Source organism: Winogradskyella ouciana (genome assembly GCF_009709615.1).
Classification (GTDB): domain Bacteria; phylum Bacteroidota; class Bacteroidia; order Flavobacteriales; family Flavobacteriaceae; genus Winogradskyella; species Winogradskyella ouciana.
Genome location: NZ_WJYA01000005.1, coordinates 30316 through 54748, shown reverse-complemented (window position 1 = coordinate 54748; position 24433 = coordinate 30316). Strand labels below are relative to the sequence as shown.

The following is a 24433-nucleotide window of genomic DNA, read 5'->3' as shown; positions in this document are numbered from 1 at the left end:
AAAATCATAAATTAACACTATGTCATCAAACAAGAAATACTGGAAAAGTGTTGAAGAGCTAAATGAAAATAGCTCTATTGTTGAGACGCTAAAACAAAATGAATTTGTGGAAGAAATTCCAACAGATGAGTTTTTAGGCGATAAGGAGGCTTTAGAGTCTTCATCAACTTCGCGTCGTGATTTCTTAAAATATGTTGGATTTAGTACGGCGGCCGCTTCATTGGCAGCTTGTGAAGGTCCAGTGATTAAGTCAATTCCTTATGTTGTACAACCTACGGAAATTATTCCAGGTGTTGCTAATTACTATGCTACAACCATAGCTAATGGTTTTGATTTTGCTAGTGTTTTAGTGAAGACAAGAGAAGGACGACCAATAAAGATTGAAAACAATACAGATGCAGCAACCAATGGTATAGCTAATGCGAGAGTGCATGCATCAGTTTTAGGTTTGTATGACAACCTAAGGGTGAAATCACCTATGAAAGGTGATGCCAAGATTTCTTGGGATACCTTTATGTCTGAAACAACTTCAAAATTAAATGGATTAAGTGACGGAAAGCAAATCGTTTTCTTAACGGCAACCATGCCTAGTCCATCAACACATAAATTAATTGCAGACTTTTCGGCAAAATATGGTAACGTAAAGCACGTTGCTTATGACGCTGTATCAGAATCTGCAACTTTAGATGCTTACGAAGCCAAGTACGGAACAAGAGGAATGGCTAATTATAATTTTTCAAAAGCCAAAACCATTGTTTCAATCGGAGCTGATTTCTTAGGAGATTGGCAAGGTGGAGGATTTGAATCTGGTTATGCAAAGAATCGTATTCCAGATCATGGTAAAATGTCTCGTCACATTCAGTTTGAATCTAATATGTCTTTATCTGGAGCAAATGCAGATAAACGTATTCCTTTAACGCCAAGCGAACAAAAATTGGCTTTAGCTAAACTTTACAGTTATGTTACTGGTGTAGCTCTACCTGGTTCTTTGCCAGAAGGGTTAGACAGCGCAGTAAAGGCTGCTGCCAAAGAATTGATAGCGGCAGGTAGTAATGGTGTTGTGGTTTCAGGTATTCAAGATGTGAATGCTCAAACTACAGTATTAGAGATCAATGAGGAATTAGGTAGTAAGGCTTTTGACCCTGATACAACTATAAAAACAAGACAAGGAAGCGACAAAGCAGTAATGCAATTGGTTGCTGATATGAAAGCTGGTAGAGTTGGTGCACTTATTATGAATGGTGTTAACCCAATGTACAGTTTGCCAAGTACGATAGATTTCAAAGCCGGATTGGATAAAGTAGATTTATCTATTGCTTTCTCGATGAAGCAAGACGAAACGGCTTCCAACTGTGATTATATTGCGGCGACACCACACAATTTAGAATCCTGGGGAGACTTTGAGTTAAAGTCTGGTCATTATTCAATGATGCAGCCAACAATTCGCCCATTGTTTGATACAAAACAATTTCAAGAGGTATTGTTAGCTTGGAACGGAAACGATTCAACATATAGAGACTTTATTAAATCATACTGGACAAGCAATATCTTAGGAGGAAGTTCTTTTAACAAAGCTGTACAGGATGGTGTTTTTGTTACTAGTGCTTCGTCTGATTTAGTAGAAGCGGAAACGGCAGAAACAACAACTGAAGATGCTGAAGTTGCTGAAGAAGCGACTGTTTTAACAGGAGGAACTGCAGCAAGAGCTTTGGCTAATTCTGCAAAATCCAATGGTATGGAGTTGTCATTCTATACCAAAGTAGGTATGGGTGATGGGCAACAAGCCAATAACCCTTGGCTACAAGAGTTTCCAGATCCAATAACTAGAACAACTTGGGATAACTACTTAACAATTTCTCAAGCTGATGCAGATAGATTAGAATTAAAGAATTGGAATGTTGCCAATGGAGGACTTAACGGAAGCTATGCCAATGTTACGGTAAATGGAGTAACGTTAGAAAATGTTCCGGTAATTGTTCAGCCAGGTCAAGCGAAGGGATCAGTAGGTTTGTCTTTTGGATATGGTAGAAAAGCCGGCCTGAAGGAAGAAATGCAAACAGGCGTTAATGCTTATAAGTTATATCAAGACTTTAACAAGGTTCAAGATGTAACGATTAGCAAAGCAGCAGGTGAGCATGAATTTGCATGTGTGCAATTACACAATACTTTAATGGGTCGTGGCGACATCATTAAGGAAACAAGTTTAGAGATTTTTAATACTTATGGTCCCGAGGATCATTATCATGGGTGGAACAAAACACCAGTAGTTTCATTAAACCATGAGGAAGTAAAGGTTACAAACCCAGATGTAGATTTATGGGAATCTTTTGATCGTTCAGTCGGACATCATTTTAACCTATCTATAGACTTAAATGCCTGTACAGGCTGTGGTGCATGTGTTATAGCATGCCATTCAGAAAATAACGTTCCTGTAGTAGGTAAAACTGAAATGAGACGTAGTAGAGATATGCACTGGTTGCGTATTGATAGATATTACTCTTCTGAAGATTCTTTTGAAAGTGATAACGAAAAGAAAGAAAATATTTCTGGTTTAGGGAGTTCTCTAAGTGAGTTTGGTGAGATGGAAAGTCCTGCAGCCAACCCACAAGTAGCATTCCAGCCAGTAATGTGTCAGCATTGTAACCATGCACCTTGTGAAACAGTTTGTCCTGTTGCTGCGACATCCCATGGTCGCCAAGGTCAAAACCATATGGCATATAACCGTTGTGTAGGTACAAGATATTGTGCTAACAACTGTCCTTATAAAGTACGTCGTTTCAACTGGTTCTTATATAGTAAGAATGAGGAGTTTGACTATTACATGAATGACGATTTAGGACGTATGGTGTTAAACCCAGATGTGGTAGTACGTTCTCGTGGTGTTATGGAGAAATGTTCAATGTGTATTCAAAAAACACAAAAAACTATTCTAGATGCGAAGCGTGAAGGACGTCCTGTTAAAGATGGAGAATTCCAAACAGCTTGTTCAGCAGCATGTGGAAACGGAGCGATTGTATTTGGCGATATTAACAACAAGGACAGCAAAGTTGCCGAATTAAAAGATGATAAAAGAGCGTATCACTTACTAGAACATGTAGGTACTAAGCCAAATGTGGTGTACCAAACTAAAGTAAGAAATACAGCTAAAGCATAAATAAATTAAAGAAACACGTATATAATTATGGCGTCTCATTACGAAGCACCTATTAGAAGACCTTTAGTTACGGGAGAAAAATCGTATCACGATGTTACTGTAGATGTAGCAAGACCGGTTGAAGGCAAAGCCAATAAAGCATGGTGGATTGTTTTTAGCATTGCTTTGGTCGCATTCCTTTGGGGAATAGGTTGTATCATTTATACCATATCTACAGGTATTGGAGTTTGGGGTCTTAACAAAACCGTAAACTGGGCTTGGGATATTACTAACTTCGTTTGGTGGGTTGGTATTGGTCACGCAGGAACACTAATTTCTGCAGTACTCTTACTTTTCCGTCAAAAATGGAGAATGGCAATTAACCGTTCTGCTGAGGCAATGACAATATTCTCGGTAGTACAAGCAGGTTTATTCCCAATTATTCACATGGGTCGTCCATGGTTGGCATACTGGGTATTACCAATTCCAAACCAATTTGGGTCTTTATGGGTAAACTTTAACTCACCATTACTTTGGGATGTATTCGCGATTTCAACATATTTATCGGTTTCATTAGTCTTCTGGTGGACAGGTTTATTACCAGATTTCGCCATGATTAGAGATAGAGCTGTTAGACCATTCCAAAAGAAAATATATTCATTATTAAGTTTCGGTTGGTCTGGTAGAGCAAAAGACTGGCAACGTTTTGAGGAAGTGTCTTTGGTACTTGCTGGTTTAGCAACACCTTTAGTACTTTCTGTACACACTATTGTATCGTTTGACTTCGCCACTTCTGTTATTCCTGGATGGCATACCACGATTTTCCCACCTTACTTCGTTGCAGGTGCGATTTTCTCAGGTTTTGCTATGGTAAACACACTTCTTATTATTATGAGAAAAGTGTGTAATCTTGAAGATTATATAACGGTACAACACATCGAATTAATGAACATCGTAATTATGATTACAGGTTCTATAGTAGGTGTGGCATATATTACTGAGTTGTTTATTGCATGGTATTCTGGTGTAGAATACGAGCAATATGCGTTCCTGAACAGAGCAACAGGACCTTACTGGTGGGCATATTGGGCGATGATGACTTGTAATGTATTCTCTCCACAATTTATGTGGTTTAAGAAACTCAGAACTAGTATTATGTTCTCATTCTTTATTTCAATTGTTGTAAATATCGGAATGTGGTTTGAGCGCTTTGTAATTATTGTAACATCGTTACATAGAGATTACTTACCATCATCTTGGACAATGTTCTCACCAACATTTGTAGATATAGGAATCTTTATCGGAACCATTGGATTCTTCTTTGTATTGTTCTTATTGTATTCGCGTACATTCCCTGTAATTGCACAAGCGGAGGTTAAGACTATTTTAAAATCTTCGGGTGAGCGTTACAAGCGTATCAGAGAAAGCGGAGACAGTTTAGTAGGTACAGGTGCTGATGCCAGAACCTCTAATTTTAAACTTCCTGAAGAAACGACAGGTTCAAAACCACAGCAAGATGATGTTGAAAAGTTGGGTAGCCTATTAGAAGGAGTTGGACGATTTGATGCAGAGCTTCAAACACCAGATGACCTTAAAGTAATTAGCGGCATCGGACCAAAAATGGAACAAACGCTTAATAATATTGGTATTTATACTTACGCGCAGGTAAGCAAAATGACGAAAAGAGAATATGACTTGTTAGACTCAATTACAGGTTCTTTCCCAGGAAGAGCTGAGCGAGATGATTGGGCAGGACAAGCAAAAAAATTATTAAATAACTAATATAGTCTATGGAAGCTTCGAAAGTAATTCATGCTATTTATACAGATGATGATGTATTAATGTCAGCCGTTAAAAAGGTGAAGGCAGAGAAACATCACATTGAAGAGATATATACACCTTTTCCAGTCCACGGACTAGACAAGGCTATGGGATTAGCTCCTACACGTATTGCCATAACCGCATTTATGTATGGTTGTGTTGGTCTAACGGTTGCTATTGTTATGATGAATTTTATAATGATTGAAGATTGGCCACAAGACATTGGTGGTAAACCAAGTTTTAGTTATTTAGAAAACATGCCAGCTTTTGTTCCTATTATGTTTGAGCTTACGGTATTTTTTGCTGCTCACTTAATGGTAATTACATTTTATCTTAGAAGTAGAATGTGGCCATTTAAAAAAGCTGAAAACCCAGACCCAAGAACAACAGATGATCATTTCTTAATGGAAATAGCAGTACATGATAATGAAAGTGAATTAACTTCATTATTACAAGACACTGGAGCTGTTGAAATAAATTTAGTTGATAAAGAAGATGCACATTAATATGAAGACATCGTTAAAATATATCGTAGTATTAGTAATGTTGATAAGTTTTGTGTCTTGTCAAAAGAATTCAAGACCAAACTATCAGTATATGCCTAACATGTATGAACCAGTTGGGTATGAAACCTATCAAGAATCTGACGCTTTTGCAAATGGTGTTGAAGCCCAGTTACCAGCAGAAGGAACAATTCCAAGAGGTGATTTTATGCCTTACGAAATAGAAAACACTAATGAAGGTTATGAATTGGCAAAAGATACCTTAACAAACCCATTAGCTGATCCTATTCCTTTGGAGATGGCTGATTCTATAAAGGTCGATCCTAATGTACCTAGAGTTGATTATGCCGTTGGTGGTCCACTTTATGCTATATATTGTGCAATTTGTCATGGTACTAAAGGTGATGGTCAGGGAAAATTAGTACAACGTGAAAAAATATTGGGTGTACCTAGTTATGACGATCCAGGTAGAGCCATTACAACAGGTAGTATTTACCACGTTATTTATTACGGTAGAAATACTATGGGTTCTTATGCAAACCAATTGAATGAGAACGAACGTTGGCAGGTGGTTGCTTATGTTGAAAAGCTAAAAGCGGATTTAGAAAAATAAGATTTAGATAAAGATTATATAATGGAATATAAAATTTCAAATCGATTAAGAATGGGTGCAATCATCATGGTAGTTTTAGGACTATTAGGTGTTGTATATGGCTTTATGGATGCAAATAGTGTTACTGAAGACAATATTTCTGAAGTTATAGCGGCAGAACATCATGGACATGGTGATGAACATGCTACTGAAGGCCACGGCGATGAGCATGCTGAAGAAGCTCACGGTGAAGAGTACGGAGAATCTGCGTCTCATGTTGATGATAGTCATGGTGATGAGGCTCATGGAGGAATGACAAAGCATGAAGAACACGCTCTACACCAAATTCATAATAGACCTTACTCAGCTTTATATGTTGCAGCATTCTTTTTCTTTATGATTGCTTTAGGTGTACTTGCGTTTTATGCCATTCAATATGCGGCACAAGCCGGTTGGTCACCTGTATTATTTAGAGTTATGGAAGGTATTACATCTTATGTTTTACCAGGTGGATTACTAGTATTAGCAATCGCTTTTGTTGCAGATAGTCACTTATTTGTATGGTTAAAAGAAGGTGTGACTGAAGTAGGTCATGAGAATTATGACAAATTAGTTGCAGGTAAATCAGGATGGTTAAATAAAACAGGATTCTTTATCAGAGGTTTAATCTTTCTAGGGGGTTGGTCTTTATACAGATATTTCTCTAGAAAATTCTCATTGGCTCAAGACACGGCAGACGATAACAGAAACTTTAAAAAGAATTTTAGAATTTCAGCGGCATTCTTGGTATTCTATATCTATACAGAATCAATGATGTCTTGGGATTGGATTATGAGCGTTGACCCTCACTGGTTCAGTACCTTATTTGGCTGGTATGTGTTTGCAAGTATGTTTGTGAGTGGTATTACTGTTATCGCAATGATAACGATATACTTAAAGTCTAAAAACTTACTTGAATTTGTAAATGATAGCCACATACACGATTTAGCTAAATTTATGTTTGCTATTAGTATTTTCTGGACGTATTTATGGTTCTCTCAGTTTATGCTGATATGGTATGCAGATATACCAGAAGAGGTAACGTATTTTGTAACACGTATTGAAGATTACAAATTACCATTCTTTGGTATGTTGGCAATGAATTTCATATTCCCATTGTTACTATTAATGAATAGTGATTACAAGCGTATCAATTGGTTTGTGATAATGACTGGTATTGTAATCCTTTGTGGACATTATATTGATGTATTCAATATGATTATGCCGGCAACTGTAGGTCCTAGATGGTCTATAGGAATTCCAGAAATAGGTTCGATACTATTGTTTGGTGGTCTTTTCTTATTCATTGTCTTTACGGCTTTAGGAAAAGCACCGTTGCTCGCTAAGCGAAACCCATTTATGAAGGAAAGTGAACATTTCCATTATTAATTATTAAAAAAGAACAGAAACGATAATGACTGCTTTATTAACGATAATAATTGTACTCTTTGTAGCCGTTGCTATTTGGCAACTGGTAAAGATTTTTGATTTGGCTCAAGTGGATTCGCAAAGTTCACCTGTAGCCACAGACAAAGACAATAAATTAAATGGTTATTTAATGATGGGCTTTTTAGCATTCATCTATATCATAACTATTTTAAGCTTCTGGTATTTAGGTGATTTACCATTAGTGTCCAACTCGGCATCAGAGCATGGTCCTGGGTTAGATAATCTTATGATTATCTCTATGGTAATTATTTTTATTGTTCAGACCATAACGCAATTCATATTACACTATTTCGCTTTTAAATATAGAGGTGAGAAAGGTAAGAAAGCTGTGTTCTATGCGGATAACAATACCTTGGAATTTATTTGGACAATTATCCCTACAATAGTTTTGGCAGGTTTAATCATTTATGGATTATTCACATGGAACGATATTATGAATGTCGAAGAAGAGGAAGATACGCTTGTGGTAGAATTATATGCGCAACAATTTAATTGGAAAGCAAGATATGGTGGTGAGGATAATGTATTAGGAAAAGCCAATGTGAGATTGATTGACTTGGATAAGGCCAATATATTGGGTGTCGCTGAAGATGACCCAAACGCGCAGGATGACGTTATTGTAACTGAATTGCACTTACCAGTTGGTCGACCAGTTTTATTTAAAATGCGCTCTCAGGATGTGTTACACTCGGCATATATGCCTCACTTTAGAGCCCAGATGAACTGTGTACCAGGTATGGTGACTCAATTTGGATTTACACCAACCGTAACAACTGAGGAAATGCGTCAAAATCAAGATATCATTGACAAAGTTCAAAATATTAATCAGATTAGAACAGAGAAAAGTAAAGAGTTAACGGCAAATGGTGAGGAGGCATTAGAGCCTTACGAATTTGATTACCTTTTACTATGTAATAAGATCTGTGGAAAGTCGCACTACAATATGCAGATGAAAATCATTGTAGAGACACAGGAAGAATATGATGCTTGGATGGCAGAACAAACGACCTTTGCCAAATCATTAAACTAAAATTAGAAATCATTTTAAGCAATAGATAAAGAGATTATGTCAGCAACAGTAGATACACACGGTCACGACGATCACGACGTACATCATCACAAAGAAACTTTTGTAACTAAATACATATTTAGTCAAGATCATAAAATGATTGCTAAGCAGTACCTTATTACAGGTACGATTATGGGAGTTATTGGTGTTTTAATGTCCATAATGTTCCGTATGCAAATTGCTTGGCCAGAAAAGCCAAATGTATTATTTGAAGCCCTTCTTGGAAAATGGGCTCCAGAAGGCGTTATGGATGCAGATATTTATTTAGCATTGGTAACTATACATGGTACCATTATGGTATTCTTTGTATTAACAGCGGGTTTAAGTGGTACATTTAGTAACCTATTAATTCCATTACAGCTTGGTGCACGCGATATGGCATCAGGATTCCTAAACATGGTGTCTTATTGGTTATTTTTCCTTTCAAGTGTTATCATGGTGATTTCACTGTTTGTAGAAGCAGGACCTGCAGCAGCAGGTTGGACCATTTATCCACCTTTATCAGCATTGCCATTGGCACAAGGAGGCTCTGGTATGGGTATGACCTTGTGGTTGGTGTCCATGGCTATTTTCATAGCATCATCATTACTAGGTTCATTGAATTATATTGTTACAATAATTAACTTGCGTACCAAAGGAATGTCGTTTACAAGAATGCCATTAACTATATGGACATTTTTTGTAACAGCGATATTAGGTGTAGTTTCGTTCCCTGTTCTTTTATCTGCAGCGTTATTGTTGATTATGGATAGAAGTTTTGGAACATCCTTCTTCCTATCAGATATATTCATTCAAGGTGAAGTATTACATTATCAAGGTGGTTCTCCAGTATTGTTTGAGCATCTATTCTGGTTCTTAGGACATCCAGAAGTATATATAGTTATATTACCTGCAATGGGTCTGGTATCAGAAATTATGGCATCCAATTCTCGTAAACCAATATTTGGTTATCGTGCGATGATAATGTCCATTTTAGCGATTGGATTTTTATCTACCATAGTTTGGGGTCACCATATGTTTATTTCGGGTATGAATCCTTTCTTAGGATCTGTATTTACATTTACAACATTATTGATTGCGATTCCATCAGCAGTAAAAGCCTTTAACTGGATCACAACTATATGGAAAGGAAACCTGCAATTGAATCCTGCAATGCTATTTTCAATTGGTTTCGTTTCAACATTTATTACAGGTGGATTAACAGGTATCATTTTAGGAGACAGTGCTTTGGATATTAACGTACATGACACGTATTTTGTAGTTGCTCACTTCCACTTGGTAATGGGTATCTCAGCATTGTACGGAATGTTCGCTGGTATTTATCATTGGTTCCCTAAGATGTTTGGTCGTATGTTGAATAAAAACTTAGGGTACTTGCATTTCTGGGTAACAGCAATTTGTGCTTATGGTGTATTCTTCCCAATGCACTTTATAGGTATGGCAGGTTTACCAAGACGTTATTATACAAACTCTAATTTCCCGTTGTTTGATGATACGGCTAATGCTAATGTTATAATCACAATGTTTGCTATTGTCGGTGGTATTTTCCAATTGGTGTATTTATGGAATTTCTTCTATTCAATTTTCTATGGAAAGAAAACGGTACAGAATCCATGGAGATCTACGACTTTAGAGTGGACAGCGCCTGTAAAGCATATCCACGGTAACTGGGAAGGAGCTATTCCTCACGTTTACAGATGGCCTTACGATTATAGTAAACCAGGACACGAAGACGATTTTGTGCCTCAGAATGTGCCATTATATGATGGTGAAGAAGAATTACAGCATTAAAATGTATGTCACCCTGAGCACAGTCGAAGGGTCATAATAATATCAAAGCCTTTCAGAATTCTGAAAGGCTTTTTCTTTATATTTGTTTTGTATGAACGAAAACCTAAACCCATCCAACGATAATTTCAGCCCAGAAGAGCTCGATGTCGAAAGAAAGTTAAGACCCTTGACTTTTGAAGACTTCACAGGTCAAGATCAGGTACTAGAAAATTTGCTGGTTTTTGTTCAAGCGGCTAACCTTAGGGAAGAAGCATTAGATCATACACTCTTTCATGGTCCACCAGGACTCGGAAAAACCACATTGGCGCATATTCTTGCTAATGAATTGGATGTTGGTATTAAAGTTACCTCAGGACCAGTATTGGACAAACCAGGCGATTTAGCAGGACTATTAACTAATCTCGAGGACAGAGATGTCCTTTTTATTGACGAAATCCATCGATTGAGTCCAATTGTTGAAGAGTATTTATACTCAGCAATGGAAGATTACAAAATTGATATTATGATTGAGTCTGGTCCAAATGCCAGAACTGTTCAAATCAATTTGAACCCATTTACTTTGGTTGGTGCAACAACACGTTCAGGACTGTTAACTGCTCCGATGCGAGCACGCTTTGGTATCAGCAGCCGCTTACAATATTATAAAACGGACTTATTGACTACTATCGTGCAGCGAAGCTCATCCATCCTTAATGTACCGATAACCATGGAAGCTGCTATTGAAATTGCAGGTCGTAGCAGAGGAACACCACGAATTGCCAATGCACTTTTAAGACGTGTTAGGGATTTTGCCCAAATAAAAGGGGATGGCAACATTGATATAAAAATCGCAAAATTTGCCTTGGAAGCATTGAACGTTGATGCCCATGGCCTTGATGAAATGGATAATAAAATTCTTTCTACCATAATAGAAAAGTTTAAAGGTGGTCCAGTAGGTATAACAACTCTGGCAACAGCAGTAAGTGAAAGTTCTGAAACCATTGAAGAGGTTTACGAACCTTTTTTAATTCAGCAAGGGTTTATTATGCGAACTCCAAGAGGACGTGAAGTTACAGAATTGGCATATCACCATTTAGGGAAAATCAAAGGACCTTCTCAAGGTGGCTTGTTTTAATTGTAAAACTGTCCTCTTACCGAAAATTTTAGCACCTTAAATTACTTTAACTGATTTTCTGTGAGTTAATCTGTATGAATTAAAAAATCAAACTATATGGATTTATATTTGATTGTAAATAACCATTCAAATCATGAAAAACCTACGCCTAAAATCAATTGCTGTATTAGTTAGTTTATCGCTTACATCTTGCTTTTCAGATAAAGATGATTATGAAAATGTATCAAACGGACTTGAATTAGAAAACCGCATCATAGAGCTATATGGTTCCACTTCAGTATTAATTCAACCTTTGGAAACAGATTATAACGCTATACCTAACGACATCAATAACCCTATTACAGAAGCCAAGGTGGAGTTAGGTAAATTATTGTATCACGAAACAATGATTGCCACAAATGCGAATATGGAAGAAGGTATGTACACTTATTCCTGTGCGAGCTGTCATCATGTTGATGCAGGGTTTCAAAGTGGTATAAGACAGGGCATTGGTGAAGGCGGATTGGGATTTGGAATTTATGGAGAAAGTAGAATCAAAAATCAAAATTATGCTGAAGCAGACCTCGATGTACAACCTATAAGATCTCCAAGTGTTTTAAATGTAGCTTTTCAGGATGTCATGTTATGGAATGGACAGTTTGGTGGTGTGGGTTCAAATGAAGGTACTCAATCATCGTGGATTGTTGGTACACCAAAAGAAGTTAATAATTTAGGTTTTGAAGGGATAGAAACTCAAGCCATTGCAGGTTTAGATGTCCATAGATTAGTTATTGATTCGGAAGAAATTATAAACTCATCCTATAAGGAACTTTTTGATAATGCTTTTCCAGAAATAGCTGTTGAAGAACGTTATACAAAAATCACAGCTGGTTTAGCAATTGCAGCTTATGAGCGTGTTTTATTGCCCAACCAATCACCATTTCAAAAATGGTTAAAAGGAGATACTAATGCGATGAATAATGAAGAAATTGAAGGTGCTAAAGTCTTTTTTAATAAGGGACAATGTTATACCTGTCATTCAGGACCTGGTTTTAACGGTATGGATTTTCATGCATTAGGAATGAAGGATTTGGAAGGTCCAGAGGTAATGACCGTAGTTGATGATGCAACAAAAAAAGGACGTGGTGGTTTTACAGGAAACCCAGATGATGATTATAAGTTTAAAACACCTCAATTATATAACTTAAAAGGATTGCAATTTTTTGGGCATGGCGGAAGTTTTAGTTCAGTTAAAGAAATAATCGAATACAAGAATGAAGCCATTGCTGAGAATACTGAGGTGCCTGCAAATAAATTATCTCCGTTTTTTGAACCATTAAACCTAACTGAAACCGAAATTGATCAGTTAACATTGTTCATAGAAAACTCGCTGTATGATGATAACCTAATGCGCTACGTTCCGGAATCCTTACCATCAGGAAATTGTTTTCCTAACGCAGATTATATGTCATCTTCAGATTTAGGGTGTAATTAAAAACATTATTGTAGTTTAGTTCTTTTAAACTACAATTGAATACAACAAAACATACACAACTCATAAAAGCCGAAGCGAAACGCCTTGGCTTTTTGTCTTGTGGCATTAGCAAAGCTGAATTTCTGGAAGAAGAAGCACCAAGGCTAGAAGCATGGCTCAACAAGAACATGCATGGCGAAATGCACTATATGGAAAACCATTTTGATAAGCGTTTAGATCCAACATTGCTTGTGGAAGGTTCAAAAAGTGTGGTGTCTTTATTGTTGAATTATTACCCTTCAGAATTTCAGAATGAAGATTCGTACAAGCTATCCAAATACGCTTACGGTACAGATTATCACTTCGTCATTAAAGACAAATTAAAATCCCTTTTACAGTTTATTCAAGAGGAAATTGGAGAAGTTCATGGAAGAGCTTTTGTGGATTCAGCACCAGTATTGGATAAAGCTTGGGCAGCAAAATCGGGTTTGGGTTGGGTTGGAAAACATTCTAATTTATTGACGCAACAAGTGGGTTCGTTTTACTTTATTGCCGAATTGATTATTGATTTAGAACTGGATTACGACACACCAGTAACAGACCATTGCGGCACTTGCACGGCTTGTATAGATGCTTGCCCAACGGAAGCCATAACAGAACCTTATGTTGTAGATGGAAGTAAATGTATTTCTTACTTCACCATTGAGTTAAAAGATAATATACCAACAGAATTTAAGGGGCAATTTAACGATTGGATGTTTGGTTGCGATATCTGCCAAGATGTTTGCCCTTGGAATCGATTTAGTAAGTCACATAACGAACCGTTATTTAACCCTCACCCAGAATTACTATCCATGACCAAAAAAGATTGGGAAGAGATTACGGAAGACGCGTTTAGAAAGGTATTTAAAAAATCTGCTGTTAAACGCACTAAGTTTTCGGGACTAAAACGTAATATTAAGTTTTTGAAAGACTAGCTTGTTTTGTTGACTCTCTAATTATTAATTCTGTTTGTAGCTCAACGGTTTTAAAGTTTGGCGGTAAGTTTTCTTTTTTCTTTTTAATCTCTTTATATAAGAGTTTAAATGCCGTTTTACCCATTTTATAACCTGGCTGGTCAATTGTGGTTAATCTTGGGTTGATAACGGAAGACATAAACCAATTACTAAAGCCTACTATAGAGATATCATCAGGTATTTTAATACCCATCTCATTAAACTTGGTAATGGCACCTATTGCAACTAAGTCCGTATTTATAAAAATACCATCAACATCCTTATGGTCTTTTAATAATTTTTCTGCAAAATATTTTCCCTCGTCAAAGCTCATATCATCTAAAATATATACCAGTGAAGGATCATATGGAACATTATTATCTACTAAAGCTTGCTTATATCCAAGAAACCGGTCTATAGAATTTTGTGGTAGCAAAGGGCCTCTAAAATGTGCAATACGTTTGCAACCATTATCAATTAAATGTTGGGTTGCTGTATAAGCTGCTTTTCTATCGTTAATAATAACCTTAGAGCAATTAACAATTTTTGCAATCTTATCAAACATAACTAATGGAACATCTTGAACCATTAAATCATTAAGATGCTTAAAGTCTCCTGTTCCGTTGGCAAGTGATATAAGGACTCCATCAACCCTTTTACTCAATAATAAATCTATTTGTTTCTTTTCAAGTTCATAAGATTCATTTGATTGGAGTATAATTACTAGATATCCTTTTTTTTCAGCTTGAGCGATAATGCCTTTAATTACGCTCGAAAAAAAATGATGCACAACTTCAGGAACAATTAAACCAATCGTTTTAGATTCTTTAGTTCTCAAAGTCACGGCAAAAGCGTTGGGTTTGTAGTTAAGGGTTTCAGCCAGCTCTTTTACCAAACGTTTTGTCTTTTTACTAACGTCTGGATAATCTTTCAATGCCTTGGATGCAGTTGTAATACTTATACCTAGGGTTTCTGCTATTTGTTTTAGGGTTACTGGTTTCATAAAACAATGATATTAACTTAAAGTCTATTTATCACAAAGTTACACAATCGAAAACGTTTTCGGAAAATCGAAATCGTTTTCGATTGCAAATTCTCAATATTTTTTATGTATAAATGTAGATTTGATAAAAATTAAATCACTTAACTAATAATTAAACAACTAAAAGAGATGAAATCGATTAAAAACAAATTGAGTTTACTGCTTGTTTTTACCATGGTATCATTTTTAGTTTCTGCGCAATCCAATATTTCGGGTACTGTGCAAGATTCTGAAGGCATGCCACTACCAGGTGTAAACATAATTTTAGACGGAACTACAAATGGTGCTGTTTCTGATATAGATGGAAACTATACCATAACAAATGTAGAAAATGGTACTTATACCTTAACCGCTTCGTATTTGGGTTTTACAACATTCAAAAAATCGGTTACCATTGATGGTGCCGATGTTGTAGTAGATGTGACAATGGCTGAAGATGCAGAATCCTTAGATCAGGTTATCGTTACTGGTGTGACCAACCCGAGATCTAGAATTGAGTCTAGTGTATCTGTAACTACAATGAGACCAAAGACCATACAGCAATCTGCACCAAGAACAACAGCAGAAATATTTAGAACAATACCAGGTATTCGTTCTGAGTCTTCTGGTGGTGAAGGTAACTCAAATATAGCGGTACGTGGTGTACCTGTATCTTCTGGAGGTTCTAAGTATGTACAGCTTCAAGAAGATGGATTGCCAGTATTATTGTTTGGTGATATAGCGTTTGCTACAGCAGATATTTTTACAAGATTTGATAATAACATTGGTAGAATTGAGGCCATAAGAGGTGGTTCTGCTTCAACATTATCGTCTAATTCTCCTGGTGCTATAATTAACTTAATTAGCAAAACAGGAAAAGTTGAAGGTGGATCTTTAGCAACATCTTTTGGTTTGGATTACAATTCTTTTAGAACTGATTTTGATTATGGTTCGCCAATAGGTGAAGGACTTTATTTCCACATGGGTGGATTTTACAGGGTTGGTGAAGGCATAAGAGATGCTGGATATACCGCTAATAATGGTGGGCAATTCAAACTGAATTTAACAAAGGAATTTGAAAACGGTTATGTAAGACTTTACGGAAAATATCTTAATGATAGAGCTATTGCTTATTTGCCAAACCCAATTCAGGTAACAGGCACTAATGATGATCCTAATTTTGAAAACATTCCAAATTTTGATGCCAACAACCAAACATTACACACACCATATTTACAGCAAAGTGTTGGTTTGGGAGAAGATGGACAATTAAGAAGCTCTGATATTTCTGATGGGATGAATCCAATTTCAACATCTATTGGTATGGAGTTATCTTTTGATTTAGGTAATGATTACAAGGTTACAAATAACGGTAGATTCTCGTCTAACAGTGGTGGTTTTAATTCACCTTTCCCAGCGAGTGTACAGACTGCCTCAGACTTTTTGGCGAGTGATTTTGCTACCGATAGAGGTTACGATGCTCTTGCTTTTGCAAATGGTGATGGTGCTGTTAATGGTAGTTCAATTATTACATCAGTGGTTCTGTTTGACACAAAATTGAACAACTTCAATAACTTTATGAATGATATTCGTTTAACAAAGAAGTTTGATAATTTCAATATTACCGCAGGATTTTTTAAAGCGATGCAAAATGTATCTATGTCTTGGTTATGGAATTCTTATTTGCTTGAAGGTGTTGGAGATGAAGCAAGGCTTATTGATGCATTGGATACTAACGGTGAACCACTATCGGTAAATGGACTTGTGGGCTACGGAGCAGCATTTTTCGGGAACTGCTGTCAAAGAAATTATGACACGCGTTATAATACTTCTGCACCATATTTGGCGGTTGGTATTGAGGCTTCAGAAAAATTAAATATTGATGCGAGTATCCGTTTTGATAAGGGTAGAGTTGACGGAACATTTTCAGGTCCAGTAACTTCTGTTTTTGATATCAATAACGATGGTGAAATTTCCCAGCCAGAAGAAACAGTACAGTCTATTGATTTGGCAAACCCAACTACGGTAAATTATGATTACGATTACGTGTCTTACTCAATAGGTCTTAATTATAAACTTCAAGATAACCAAGCTGTTTTTGCAAGATACAGTAGAGGTGGTTCAGCCAAAGCAGACCGTATTTTATTTACTGGTTTAGATTTCACGGATAGTGATGCCATTAACGCGTTGGATTTTATAAATCAAGCTGAATTTGGTTACAAAAGAGGCTTTGAGAACGGATCATTATATGCAACATTGTTCTTCGCAAATACGACTGAAGAAGGCGGTTTTGAAGCAACTACCAACAGCGTTATAGAAAATGATTATAAATCGTTTGGTCTAGAAATAGAGGGAACTTATAGAGTCAATGATTTTGGTTTTAGAGGTGGATTAACCTTTACTGATGCAGAAATTACTTCAGGAGATAATGATGGCAACACTCCTCGTAGACAACCAGACTTTATCTACAACTTTATTCCAACTTATAACTTTGGAAATGAAAAACAAAACTCAGTTGGCCTCAGCTTTATTGGTCAGAGCAAAGCATTTGCACAAGACAATAATGAGTTGGTATTACCAGGTTTTGTTATCATAAACAGTTTTATCAATGTAGGTATAACGGAAAACCTAAAAGCAAATCTTTCTGCAAACAATATATTCGATACGTTAGGTATAACAGAATCCGAAGAAGGAAGTATTGTAGAAGGACAGACAAATTTCCTAAGAGTTAGACCAGTACCAGGAAGGTCTATCTCACTAGGATTGAGCTATAGTTTTTAATAAAAATTACTTGAGTAGTCTAAGTAATTAACTTCTAAGTTTGATTGATTGGTGAAAGAGTCAGTGTTAATATTATTTTATCATTGGCTCTTTTTTTAACTATTGATTATAAACAGAGGTTTTAAATAGTATTTTTAAGTAAATCTAAAATTATGGGAAGGTTAAAACCAACACTAAGTTTCTGGCAGATATTTAATATGAACGTAGGATTCTTAGGAATTCAGTTCAGTTTTGGATTGCAACAAACTGCCGTTAATCCAATATTCTCTTTTTTAGGTGCCAGCCCAGAAGACCTACCGCTTCTTAATCTTGCAGGCCCAGTAACAGGATTGATAGTTCAGCCAATTATTGGAGCAATATCGGATAAGACTTGGTCACCAAAATGGGGAAGACGTAAGCCTTTCTTTTTAATAGGAGCAATTATTGGTAGCCTGTGTTTATTTGCTTTTCCATTTAGTCCAGCTTTGTGGTTTGCTGTAGGTCTATTGTGGATTTTAGATGTGGGCAACAATATGGCCATGGAACCTTACAGAGCTTTTGTTGGTGATAAATTACCGAATAAACAATTGAGCTTTGGATATCAGATGCAAAGTTTATTTGTTGGTGCTGGTATCGTTTTGGCAAATGCTTCCATATTTCTTTTTCAAGATTGGTTTGGTGGACAAGAGGTGGTAGATGAAAGTGTAAAGTCCATTCCAAAATGGTTGTACTATTCATTTTTTATCGGAGCAATTTTATCAGTAACTACAATTTTATGGTCAGTTTTAAAAACACCGGAAATTCCGCCAGAGGATGAAGAATTAAAAGAAATAGAAAAACATAAAAGCCTACCGTTAGCAAAGCGCATTAAAACACCATTTCTGGAAATTGTTGACGCTGTAAAGGATATGCCAAAATTTATGTGGAAACTTTCTGCGGTATATCTTTTTCAATGGTATGCACTTTTTATCTATTGGCAGTTTATCTCACCAATGTTTGAAGAGAGTTTAAGCTTTGATAAATCCCAAGCCTTGAGTCAAGCGGCTAAGATGAATACCACCTATAATATTTCAACTATAGTATTCGCATTGGCTTTAGTGCCATTGGCATTAAAATGGGGAGGAAAGAAAGTATATGTATTTAGCTTGTTTTTAACTGGTATCGCCATGTTGTCTATTCCAAATATTCAAGATCCAACCTATGTGTTGTTTCCAATGGTACTTTTTGGAATTGGCTGGGCTGCAATGATGGGAATTCCATATACAATGGTTTCAAAAATTGTCCCTCAAGAACGCCGTGGTGTATATATGGGAATTTTAAATATGATGATTGTGATCCCAATGGGAATTCAAACCTTAACTTTTGGACCAATTGTAAAAAATCTTTTAGGCAATAGTGCTGTTAAGGCAATACTGTTTGGTGGTGTGTTTTTTATTATTGCTGGGTTATTGGCATTACGCTTAAAGCAGCCAGAATCTGAGTTGTACGATGATTTGAGCGAAATAGATATTTTTGATAATAACGAAGAATAAATTTTTGTGAAAGCAAATAATAGAGATATAGATATTTTATGCGTTGGTGAAGTTTTGATTGACTTTATTGGCCATCAAAAAGATGTTTTAATCAACAATACAAGGGATTATCATAGGTACTTGGGCGGCTCGCCAACAAATGTAGCTATGAATTCCGCTAGACTAGGATTAAACGCTAAAATGGTTGCCACGGTTGGCAATGATGGTTTTGGGGAATATATTTTTAAACGACTTAATGAAGTTGGAGTTCAAGCGAGTTCAGTAAAGAAAATTTCTAATAAGCCAACTAGTGTAATTTTTGTTTCAAGATCAAAGAAAACACCGGATTTTATTCCCTTTCGTGAGGCAGATTATTGTATTTCTGAAGATCAAATCTCAACAGAATTATTAAAGGAAACCAGTATTTTTCACACGACCTGTTTTGCTCTTAGTAAAAATCCTGCGCAATCCACCATCTTAAAAAAGGCAGAAGAAGCCTATAACTTAGGGTGTCAGTTAAGCATAGATATTAATTATGCTGATGAGGTTTGGGATAATAAAGATGAAGCGCTTAACGTAATTAAAGCTTACTGTAAATTCAATCCGCTTATAAAAATTAGCGAAGACGATATGCTTAGACTCTTTAAGCGTAGTTTACCTCACAATGAGATTTTTGAATTTTTCCATAATGAAGGCGTGGACACCATATGTTTAACATTGGGAAGTGAAGGAGTTAAACTATCTCAAAAAGGTAAAGGTGTTATACAATTACCAGCTATAAAAGTTGAAAATGTAATGGATGCCACAGGTGCAGGCGATGCATTTTGGTCTGGGTTTTTGTTTGCTTATATAAAAGAAAAACCAACTAAAAAATGTTTAGAAGTAGCCTTACAACTGGCATCTTTAAAACTTCAAAATGTGGGTAGGTTGCCAGATAATATTGATATTCTTTCCAAATTACTCTAAAAATTATGAGTACTAAAACCGCACTGAAAAACAATGGAGTAATGTTCAATGCTTATCCAGATAGTATTGGCAACAAACTAAGCGACACTATTAAAATGTTGCAAAGACCTGAATTTAAGGATGCGTTTTCATTATTCTACATACTACCAACATTTTTCAATAGTGATTTAGATAGAGGTTTTTCCATTATTGATTATAACATCAACAAAGAGTTAGTGTCGGATGCCGATTTAGCAGCATTAGAAAAGTTGAATATTCAATTGAAATTCGATATTGTACTGAACCATCTGTCCGTTGCTTCACCTCAGTTTAAGGATTTGCTCAAAAACGGAAAAGATTCCAAGTACAAAGATTTCTTTATCAATTGGAATAGCTTTTGGGAAGGTCACGGCACAATGAATGACGACGGAATCATAATTCCAAAAGAAGAATTTCTCAATAAGTTATTTATGAGAAAATCAGGTTTACCAATCTTAAAAGTACCGTTTCCTGATGGCTCAAAACAACCGTATTGGAATACGTTTTATCAAAAAATTATATTCAATAAACTAAATACTTCAGATTTAGCAGAAATTCAGGAATTGGACGAAACAGAAAAAGAAGTTGTTGTAAAAAAGGTCAATTCAGCTATTGAAAATAATGCACCTATTAATGATTTAAATTTTCTTAAAAGTGAAGAAACCAATCAGAAAATATTAAATCTTGTCGAAAGAAACTGCACCTATTTAGGACAAATGGACGTTAATGCCAACTCAGAATTGGTGTGGGATTTTTATGAAGAAACCTTGGCTAAGGTAAAGAGTTATGGCTGTGAAGTTTTACGATTAGATGCCTTTGCATATTTGCACAAGGAAGTTGGGCAAACCAATTTTTTTAATGTTCCTGGCACTTGGGATTATCTCAGTAGAATAAAAGGGATAGCGGATAAAAATGATTTAAAGCTATTACCAGAAATTCACGCAGAATACGGCTTATTTTTACATAAAGAAGTAGCTAATCACGGCTACCAAATTTACGACTTTTTCTTGCCAGGATTGATTATTCACACCTTAGAGAAGGGAAGTAATGGAGCTCTTATAAAATGGGCAAACGAAATTATTGAAAATGGTTACAGAACAGTAAATATGCTGGGTTGCCACGATGGTATTCCTGTTCTTGATTTAAAAGGAAAAGAGATTAACGGAATTTACAACAAAGGATTGCTTTTAGATGATGAAATCGAAGACCTAATGAATCTCATCCTTGATCGAGGTGGTCGAGTAAAAAACCTGTATGATTCTGAAGGGAATAAAATTTCGTACTACCAAGTGAATGCTACTTACTTTAGTGCATTAGGTGAAAGTGAAGAGAAATTGTTGTTGGCAAGGGCTATTCAATTATTTATGCCAGGTATTCCACAAATTTGGTATCTCGATTTGTTTGCTGGTGCAAATGATTATGAAGCTGTGGAGCGCGCAGGTGAAGGTGGTCACAAAGAAATAAACCGAACGACACTAACTAATAAGCTGATAGAAGACGGTTTGCAAAAAGATATAGTTTTAAATCAGTTGAAACTAATTAAACTAAGAAACACTTCAAAAGCCTTTAGTGGTGAAATAGAAATTGAGCAAAGCTCATCATTAGATATTAATATCAAGTGGAGGAACAAAAGTCATTATGCTCATTTGCAAGCAGATTTAAAAACGTATAAGTTTGTTATTAGTTGCAATGATGAAGATGATAAAGAAATACGACTTAGTTTTTAATCTTACTTAAAACTAAATCCCATCGAATATTTAAAAGCAAAATTATTATCAAACTTGTCTAAGTTATGAAACCCATAGCGGTAAAAGCCATCAACACCAATTCCCATATAGCCAAGATCAAATAATGGTAACTTTATAAGGTTTTGCAATTCCAATCCGGTTTCTAAAAAAAGTTCTTCTTTGGTTGAGAAACCGATGAGTTGATGATGTTCTGGATTTGATAAACTTCCAATCCCAAAATTATTATGCAATATCACGTCTGGTTGCAAATAACCTTTGTTGTTGAATAAGCGCCCAAAATTATGTGTTGTAAATAGGTGTGCGTATTTATCTGATAAAAACTCATAAGGTGTTACGGTCTGAAAATAATTTCTGACCACAAATCGAAGATCTCTCTCAAAAGCTCCTTCACCAGTGAACACTAAACCATAAGGAAGTGATTTATCTAAATAGCCTAAATCTAGACGATACGTCGTTTTACCTAAGCCTTTCGTGATAAAACTGTGGTCTAATGTAAATCTAAATTTGTTATAGCTAAAATCACCATCTAAGGTGCCTCCAAGTCCGCGAGAATATAAAAAATTGAGTATTGGTGCATCACTGGGCATTCTCCCAATGACTCCAAAACTGTTGACCAATTGCTCTTTTGCATGATAACCAATACCGATATTTAATTCAGAGTTAGTATAATTTGTTACTGGATTTCCATTGTTTAAAAACATATACTCATAAAGCGGAGTAACATCTGCTGTATTAAAACCAAGTGTCCAATTTAGGTTTCTAAAAAGTTTCATATCGGTCGTTATGCTATAAGACTCAATACCATCCATTTGGCTAGCTAAGAAATCACGAAAGGAAAGAATTTCGTTAAACCTATTATCTGACAAGGTTCCTACTTCCTTAAGGTCGTTCATATACTTTAAACTAATGGTAATATCTTTTTTACTTGGAACATTAATCAATAGCTCTCCTCCATACTTCCAAGCATCGTCTTTTAAACCATAGCCAGCGTAACCACCAATTGATACATTTTTAAAGATGTCGTCATTGGTGTAAAGCCCTAATCCTGGCCTATAACCTTCATATTTGTTAGCTATAAAAAATTTAGTAATATCAATATCCACGTACTTTAAAGGATACCGACCCTTCATTAAACTAGGAAGTAAATCAAACATCTTGTCGAGCTTAATCTTTTCACCAATGCTATCTATAAAAACATAGGTGCGCTTTTCATTGGTGTTTAGTGTATCTCTTCGGTTTAGTTTCCAAAATGAATCATTTTTTGAACCTGCATTTTCAGGTAACGTTACAGATACCAACGGAAAATCCTTTTTATTAAGAGAAGTATTGGGTTTAATTTTAGAGAGATAACTTTTACCAATATAGGAAACACTCCCAAAGCCCTCTCCTACATTAATTTCAAAATTCAACTGTTCAGGGAACCAATGTTTATCAGCAACATGCTTATACTTTTGCTGAATCGTAACATCTAATTTACCCGAATTAAACGTTGTAGCATCCACACTTTGCACGGCATATTTATTAGAGTTGATGGTAAGTAAACCTTTTAAGCCTTCAAAATTACGATTGGCCTTAGGCTCAAACGAAATTACAAAAACGGTATCTGTTCCTTGAATATACTCTTGTTTTAGTCTGAATTTATATTTACGCGTACTGCCTTTAGAAATAGGATTTAAATAATTGGTCTCAAACAATTCGATGTGCTCATTATAAAAAGAAAACGGCTGAAAACTATTAGCCAGCATAGCAAACTTAGGATTCTTAAAACCAGAAGACCTGGTGGCAATGACACTATCTTCTGAGAAACGAGGCTTTAAATATTTATGCTTAGCCAACGTTTCAGTGATGAAAAAGTGAGAGCCTTTCATGATACTATCCATTTTTTCTCGTATGGTATCACTTTTTGCTTTTGTTCCTTCTTTTGGCTTACCTAATGTTATGATGATTTTGTCATAAGACTCATAAGTAAATGAATTTAAATTTTCAGGATTGTTTAGTGTCTTATTGGCAACGACTTTCCTAATAATGCGATGTGCAGGGTTTTCACCATCTATAACCACTTCGTTTAACGCGCTAGCTTCAGGCTTCAATCGTATAATCTGAGAAGAAATATCACTTACCCTCAATGTTTTTGTTTCAAAGCCAACATAACTTATAGTTATACTTTCAATAGTTTTTGGTACATAAAATACTCCGTCAATGTCTGAAGAGGTCCCTTTGTAATCTACTTTGCTAAAAAGAATATTTGCAAATGGCACAACTTCTTCTGTAGTATCATTGATAAGAATTAGTTTTTTCTGGGATTGCGCTAAAGTCTTGGTAATGAAAAAAAGAAGTGTTAGTAAAAGGAGGTTTTTCATTGAGATCTTGGTTAGCACAGTACTAATTAACGTAGAATTTTTGAAACTATTGAATTTTCAGACAACTTTCATTATGTATCTTTGTGGCTT

At 35.8% G+C, this 24433-nt stretch carries 16 protein-coding genes; 14 read left to right on the top strand and 2 right to left on the bottom strand.

The window, feature by feature from the left end:
- The first annotated feature begins 19 nt into the window (after positions 1 to 19).
- The 10 genes from F1003_RS07870 to queG all read left to right on the top strand — a co-directional run bounded on the left by F1003_RS07870 (position 20) and on the right by queG (position 13941).
- Positions 20 to 3154 (top strand): TAT-variant-translocated molybdopterin oxidoreductase, encoded by a 3135-nt coding sequence (locus tag F1003_RS07870; RefSeq protein WP_155088712.1) that lies wholly within the window; start codon positions 20 to 22, stop codon positions 3152 to 3154.
- Between the two features lie 27 nt (positions 3155 to 3181).
- A complete protein-coding gene (locus F1003_RS07865) occupies positions 3182 to 4915 on the top strand; it encodes a helix-hairpin-helix domain-containing protein (protein WP_155088711.1) in 1734 nt (577 codons plus the stop codon).
- Between the two features lie 8 nt (positions 4916 to 4923).
- Positions 4924 to 5460 carry a DUF3341 domain-containing protein gene (locus F1003_RS07860; RefSeq protein WP_155088709.1) on the top strand — a complete coding sequence of 179 codons (537 nt, stop codon included), beginning with the start codon at positions 4924 to 4926 and terminating at the stop codon, positions 5458 to 5460.
- Between the two features lies 1 nt (position 5461).
- Positions 5462 to 6070 (top strand): c-type cytochrome, encoded by a 609-nt coding sequence (locus tag F1003_RS07855; protein ID WP_155088707.1) that lies wholly within the window; start codon positions 5462 to 5464, stop codon positions 6068 to 6070.
- A 51-nt stretch (positions 6071 to 6121) separates the two neighbouring features.
- A complete protein-coding gene (locus F1003_RS07850; protein WP_235898297.1) occupies positions 6122 to 7477 on the top strand; it encodes a quinol:cytochrome C oxidoreductase in 1356 nt (451 codons plus the stop codon).
- 25 nt (positions 7478 to 7502) lie between these two features.
- Positions 7503 to 8567, top strand: a complete 1065-nt coding sequence (locus tag F1003_RS07845) for a cytochrome c oxidase subunit II (protein ID WP_155088705.1) — start codon at positions 7503 to 7505, stop codon at positions 8565 to 8567.
- A gap of 36 nt (positions 8568 to 8603) precedes the next feature.
- Positions 8604 to 10397 carry a cytochrome c oxidase subunit I gene (locus F1003_RS07840; RefSeq protein WP_155088703.1) on the top strand — a complete coding sequence of 598 codons (1794 nt, stop codon included), beginning with the start codon at positions 8604 to 8606 and terminating at the stop codon, positions 10395 to 10397.
- Positions 10398 to 10488: 91 nt separating this feature from the next.
- The gene (gene ruvB, locus F1003_RS07835; protein WP_155088701.1) at positions 10489 to 11511 is read left to right on the top strand and encodes a Holliday junction branch migration DNA helicase RuvB; all 1023 of its coding nucleotides are present in this window, start codon (positions 10489 to 10491) and stop codon (positions 11509 to 11511) included.
- Between the two features lie 133 nt (positions 11512 to 11644).
- The gene (locus tag F1003_RS07830) at positions 11645 to 12985 is read left to right on the top strand and encodes a cytochrome-c peroxidase (protein WP_155088700.1); all 1341 of its coding nucleotides are present in this window, start codon (positions 11645 to 11647) and stop codon (positions 12983 to 12985) included.
- Positions 12986 to 13020: 35 nt separating this feature from the next.
- Entirely contained in the window at positions 13021 to 13941 is a 921-nt protein-coding gene (queG, locus tag F1003_RS07825; protein ID WP_155088698.1) for a tRNA epoxyqueuosine(34) reductase QueG, read from the top strand.
- Here the strand turns inward: queG and F1003_RS07820 are convergent.
- Positions 13922 to 14962 carry a LacI family DNA-binding transcriptional regulator gene (locus F1003_RS07820; protein WP_155088696.1) on the bottom strand — a complete coding sequence of 347 codons (1041 nt, stop codon included), beginning with the start codon at positions 14960 to 14962 and terminating at the stop codon, positions 13922 to 13924. The two genes, queG and F1003_RS07820, sit on opposite strands and share 20 nt — an antisense overlap.
- A gap of 168 nt (positions 14963 to 15130) precedes the next feature.
- Here F1003_RS07820 and F1003_RS07815 point away from each other — a divergent pair, with 168 nt between their 5' ends.
- The 4 genes from F1003_RS07815 (at position 15131) to F1003_RS07800 (ending at position 21962) form a co-directional block, all read left to right on the top strand.
- On the top strand, positions 15131 to 17761 hold the full coding sequence (locus F1003_RS07815; protein ID WP_155088695.1) for a TonB-dependent receptor: 2631 nt from the start codon (positions 15131 to 15133) through the stop codon (positions 17759 to 17761).
- A gap of 152 nt (positions 17762 to 17913) precedes the next feature.
- On the top strand, positions 17914 to 19272 hold the full coding sequence (locus tag F1003_RS07810; protein WP_155088694.1) for an MFS transporter: 1359 nt from the start codon (positions 17914 to 17916) through the stop codon (positions 19270 to 19272).
- A gap of 6 nt (positions 19273 to 19278) precedes the next feature.
- Positions 19279 to 20217 (top strand): carbohydrate kinase family protein, encoded by a 939-nt coding sequence (locus F1003_RS07805; RefSeq protein ID WP_162306933.1) that lies wholly within the window; start codon positions 19279 to 19281, stop codon positions 20215 to 20217.
- 5 nt (positions 20218 to 20222) lie between these two features.
- Positions 20223 to 21962, top strand: coding sequence for an alpha-amylase family protein (locus tag F1003_RS07800; protein ID WP_155088693.1), 1740 nt, complete (start codon positions 20223 to 20225; stop codon positions 21960 to 21962).
- 2 nt (positions 21963 to 21964) lie between these two features.
- Here the strand turns inward: F1003_RS07800 and F1003_RS07795 are convergent, their stop codons facing one another.
- Entirely contained in the window at positions 21965 to 24343 is a 2379-nt protein-coding gene (locus F1003_RS07795; protein ID WP_155088691.1) for a DUF5686 family protein, read from the bottom strand.
- Positions 24344 to 24433: the final 90 nt, after the last annotated feature.

What these genes read in the sequence shown, in the direction of transcription:
- F1003_RS07795 (WP_155088691.1), bottom strand. Translation starts at nt 24,343, where the DNA reads ATGAAAAACCTCCTTTTACTAACACTTCTTTTTTTCATTACCAAGACT.
- F1003_RS07830 (WP_155088700.1), top strand. Translation starts at nt 11,645, where the DNA reads ATGAAAAACCTACGCCTAAAATCAATTGCTGTATTAGTTAGTTTATCG.
- F1003_RS07840 (WP_155088703.1), top strand. Translation starts at nt 8,604, where the DNA reads ATGTCAGCAACAGTAGATACACACGGTCACGACGATCACGACGTACAT.
- F1003_RS07855 (WP_155088707.1), top strand. Translation starts at nt 5,462, where the DNA reads ATGAAGACATCGTTAAAATATATCGTAGTATTAGTAATGTTGATAAGT.
- F1003_RS07850 (WP_235898297.1), top strand. Translation starts at nt 6,122, where the DNA reads ATGGGTGCAATCATCATGGTAGTTTTAGGACTATTAGGTGTTGTATAT.
- F1003_RS07870 (WP_155088712.1), top strand. Translation starts at nt 20, where the DNA reads ATGTCATCAAACAAGAAATACTGGAAAAGTGTTGAAGAGCTAAATGAA.
- F1003_RS07815 (WP_155088695.1), top strand. Translation starts at nt 15,131, where the DNA reads ATGAAATCGATTAAAAACAAATTGAGTTTACTGCTTGTTTTTACCATG.
- F1003_RS07810 (WP_155088694.1), top strand. Translation starts at nt 17,914, where the DNA reads ATGGGAAGGTTAAAACCAACACTAAGTTTCTGGCAGATATTTAATATG.
- F1003_RS07800 (WP_155088693.1), top strand. Translation starts at nt 20,223, where the DNA reads ATGAGTACTAAAACCGCACTGAAAAACAATGGAGTAATGTTCAATGCT.
- F1003_RS07845 (WP_155088705.1), top strand. Translation starts at nt 7,503, where the DNA reads ATGACTGCTTTATTAACGATAATAATTGTACTCTTTGTAGCCGTTGCT.
- F1003_RS07820 (WP_155088696.1), bottom strand. Translation starts at nt 14,962, where the DNA reads ATGAAACCAGTAACCCTAAAACAAATAGCAGAAACCCTAGGTATAAGT.
- F1003_RS07860 (WP_155088709.1), top strand. Translation starts at nt 4,924, where the DNA reads ATGGAAGCTTCGAAAGTAATTCATGCTATTTATACAGATGATGATGTA.
- ruvB (WP_155088701.1), top strand. Translation starts at nt 10,489, where the DNA reads ATGAACGAAAACCTAAACCCATCCAACGATAATTTCAGCCCAGAAGAG.
- F1003_RS07865 (WP_155088711.1), top strand. Translation starts at nt 3,182, where the DNA reads ATGGCGTCTCATTACGAAGCACCTATTAGAAGACCTTTAGTTACGGGA.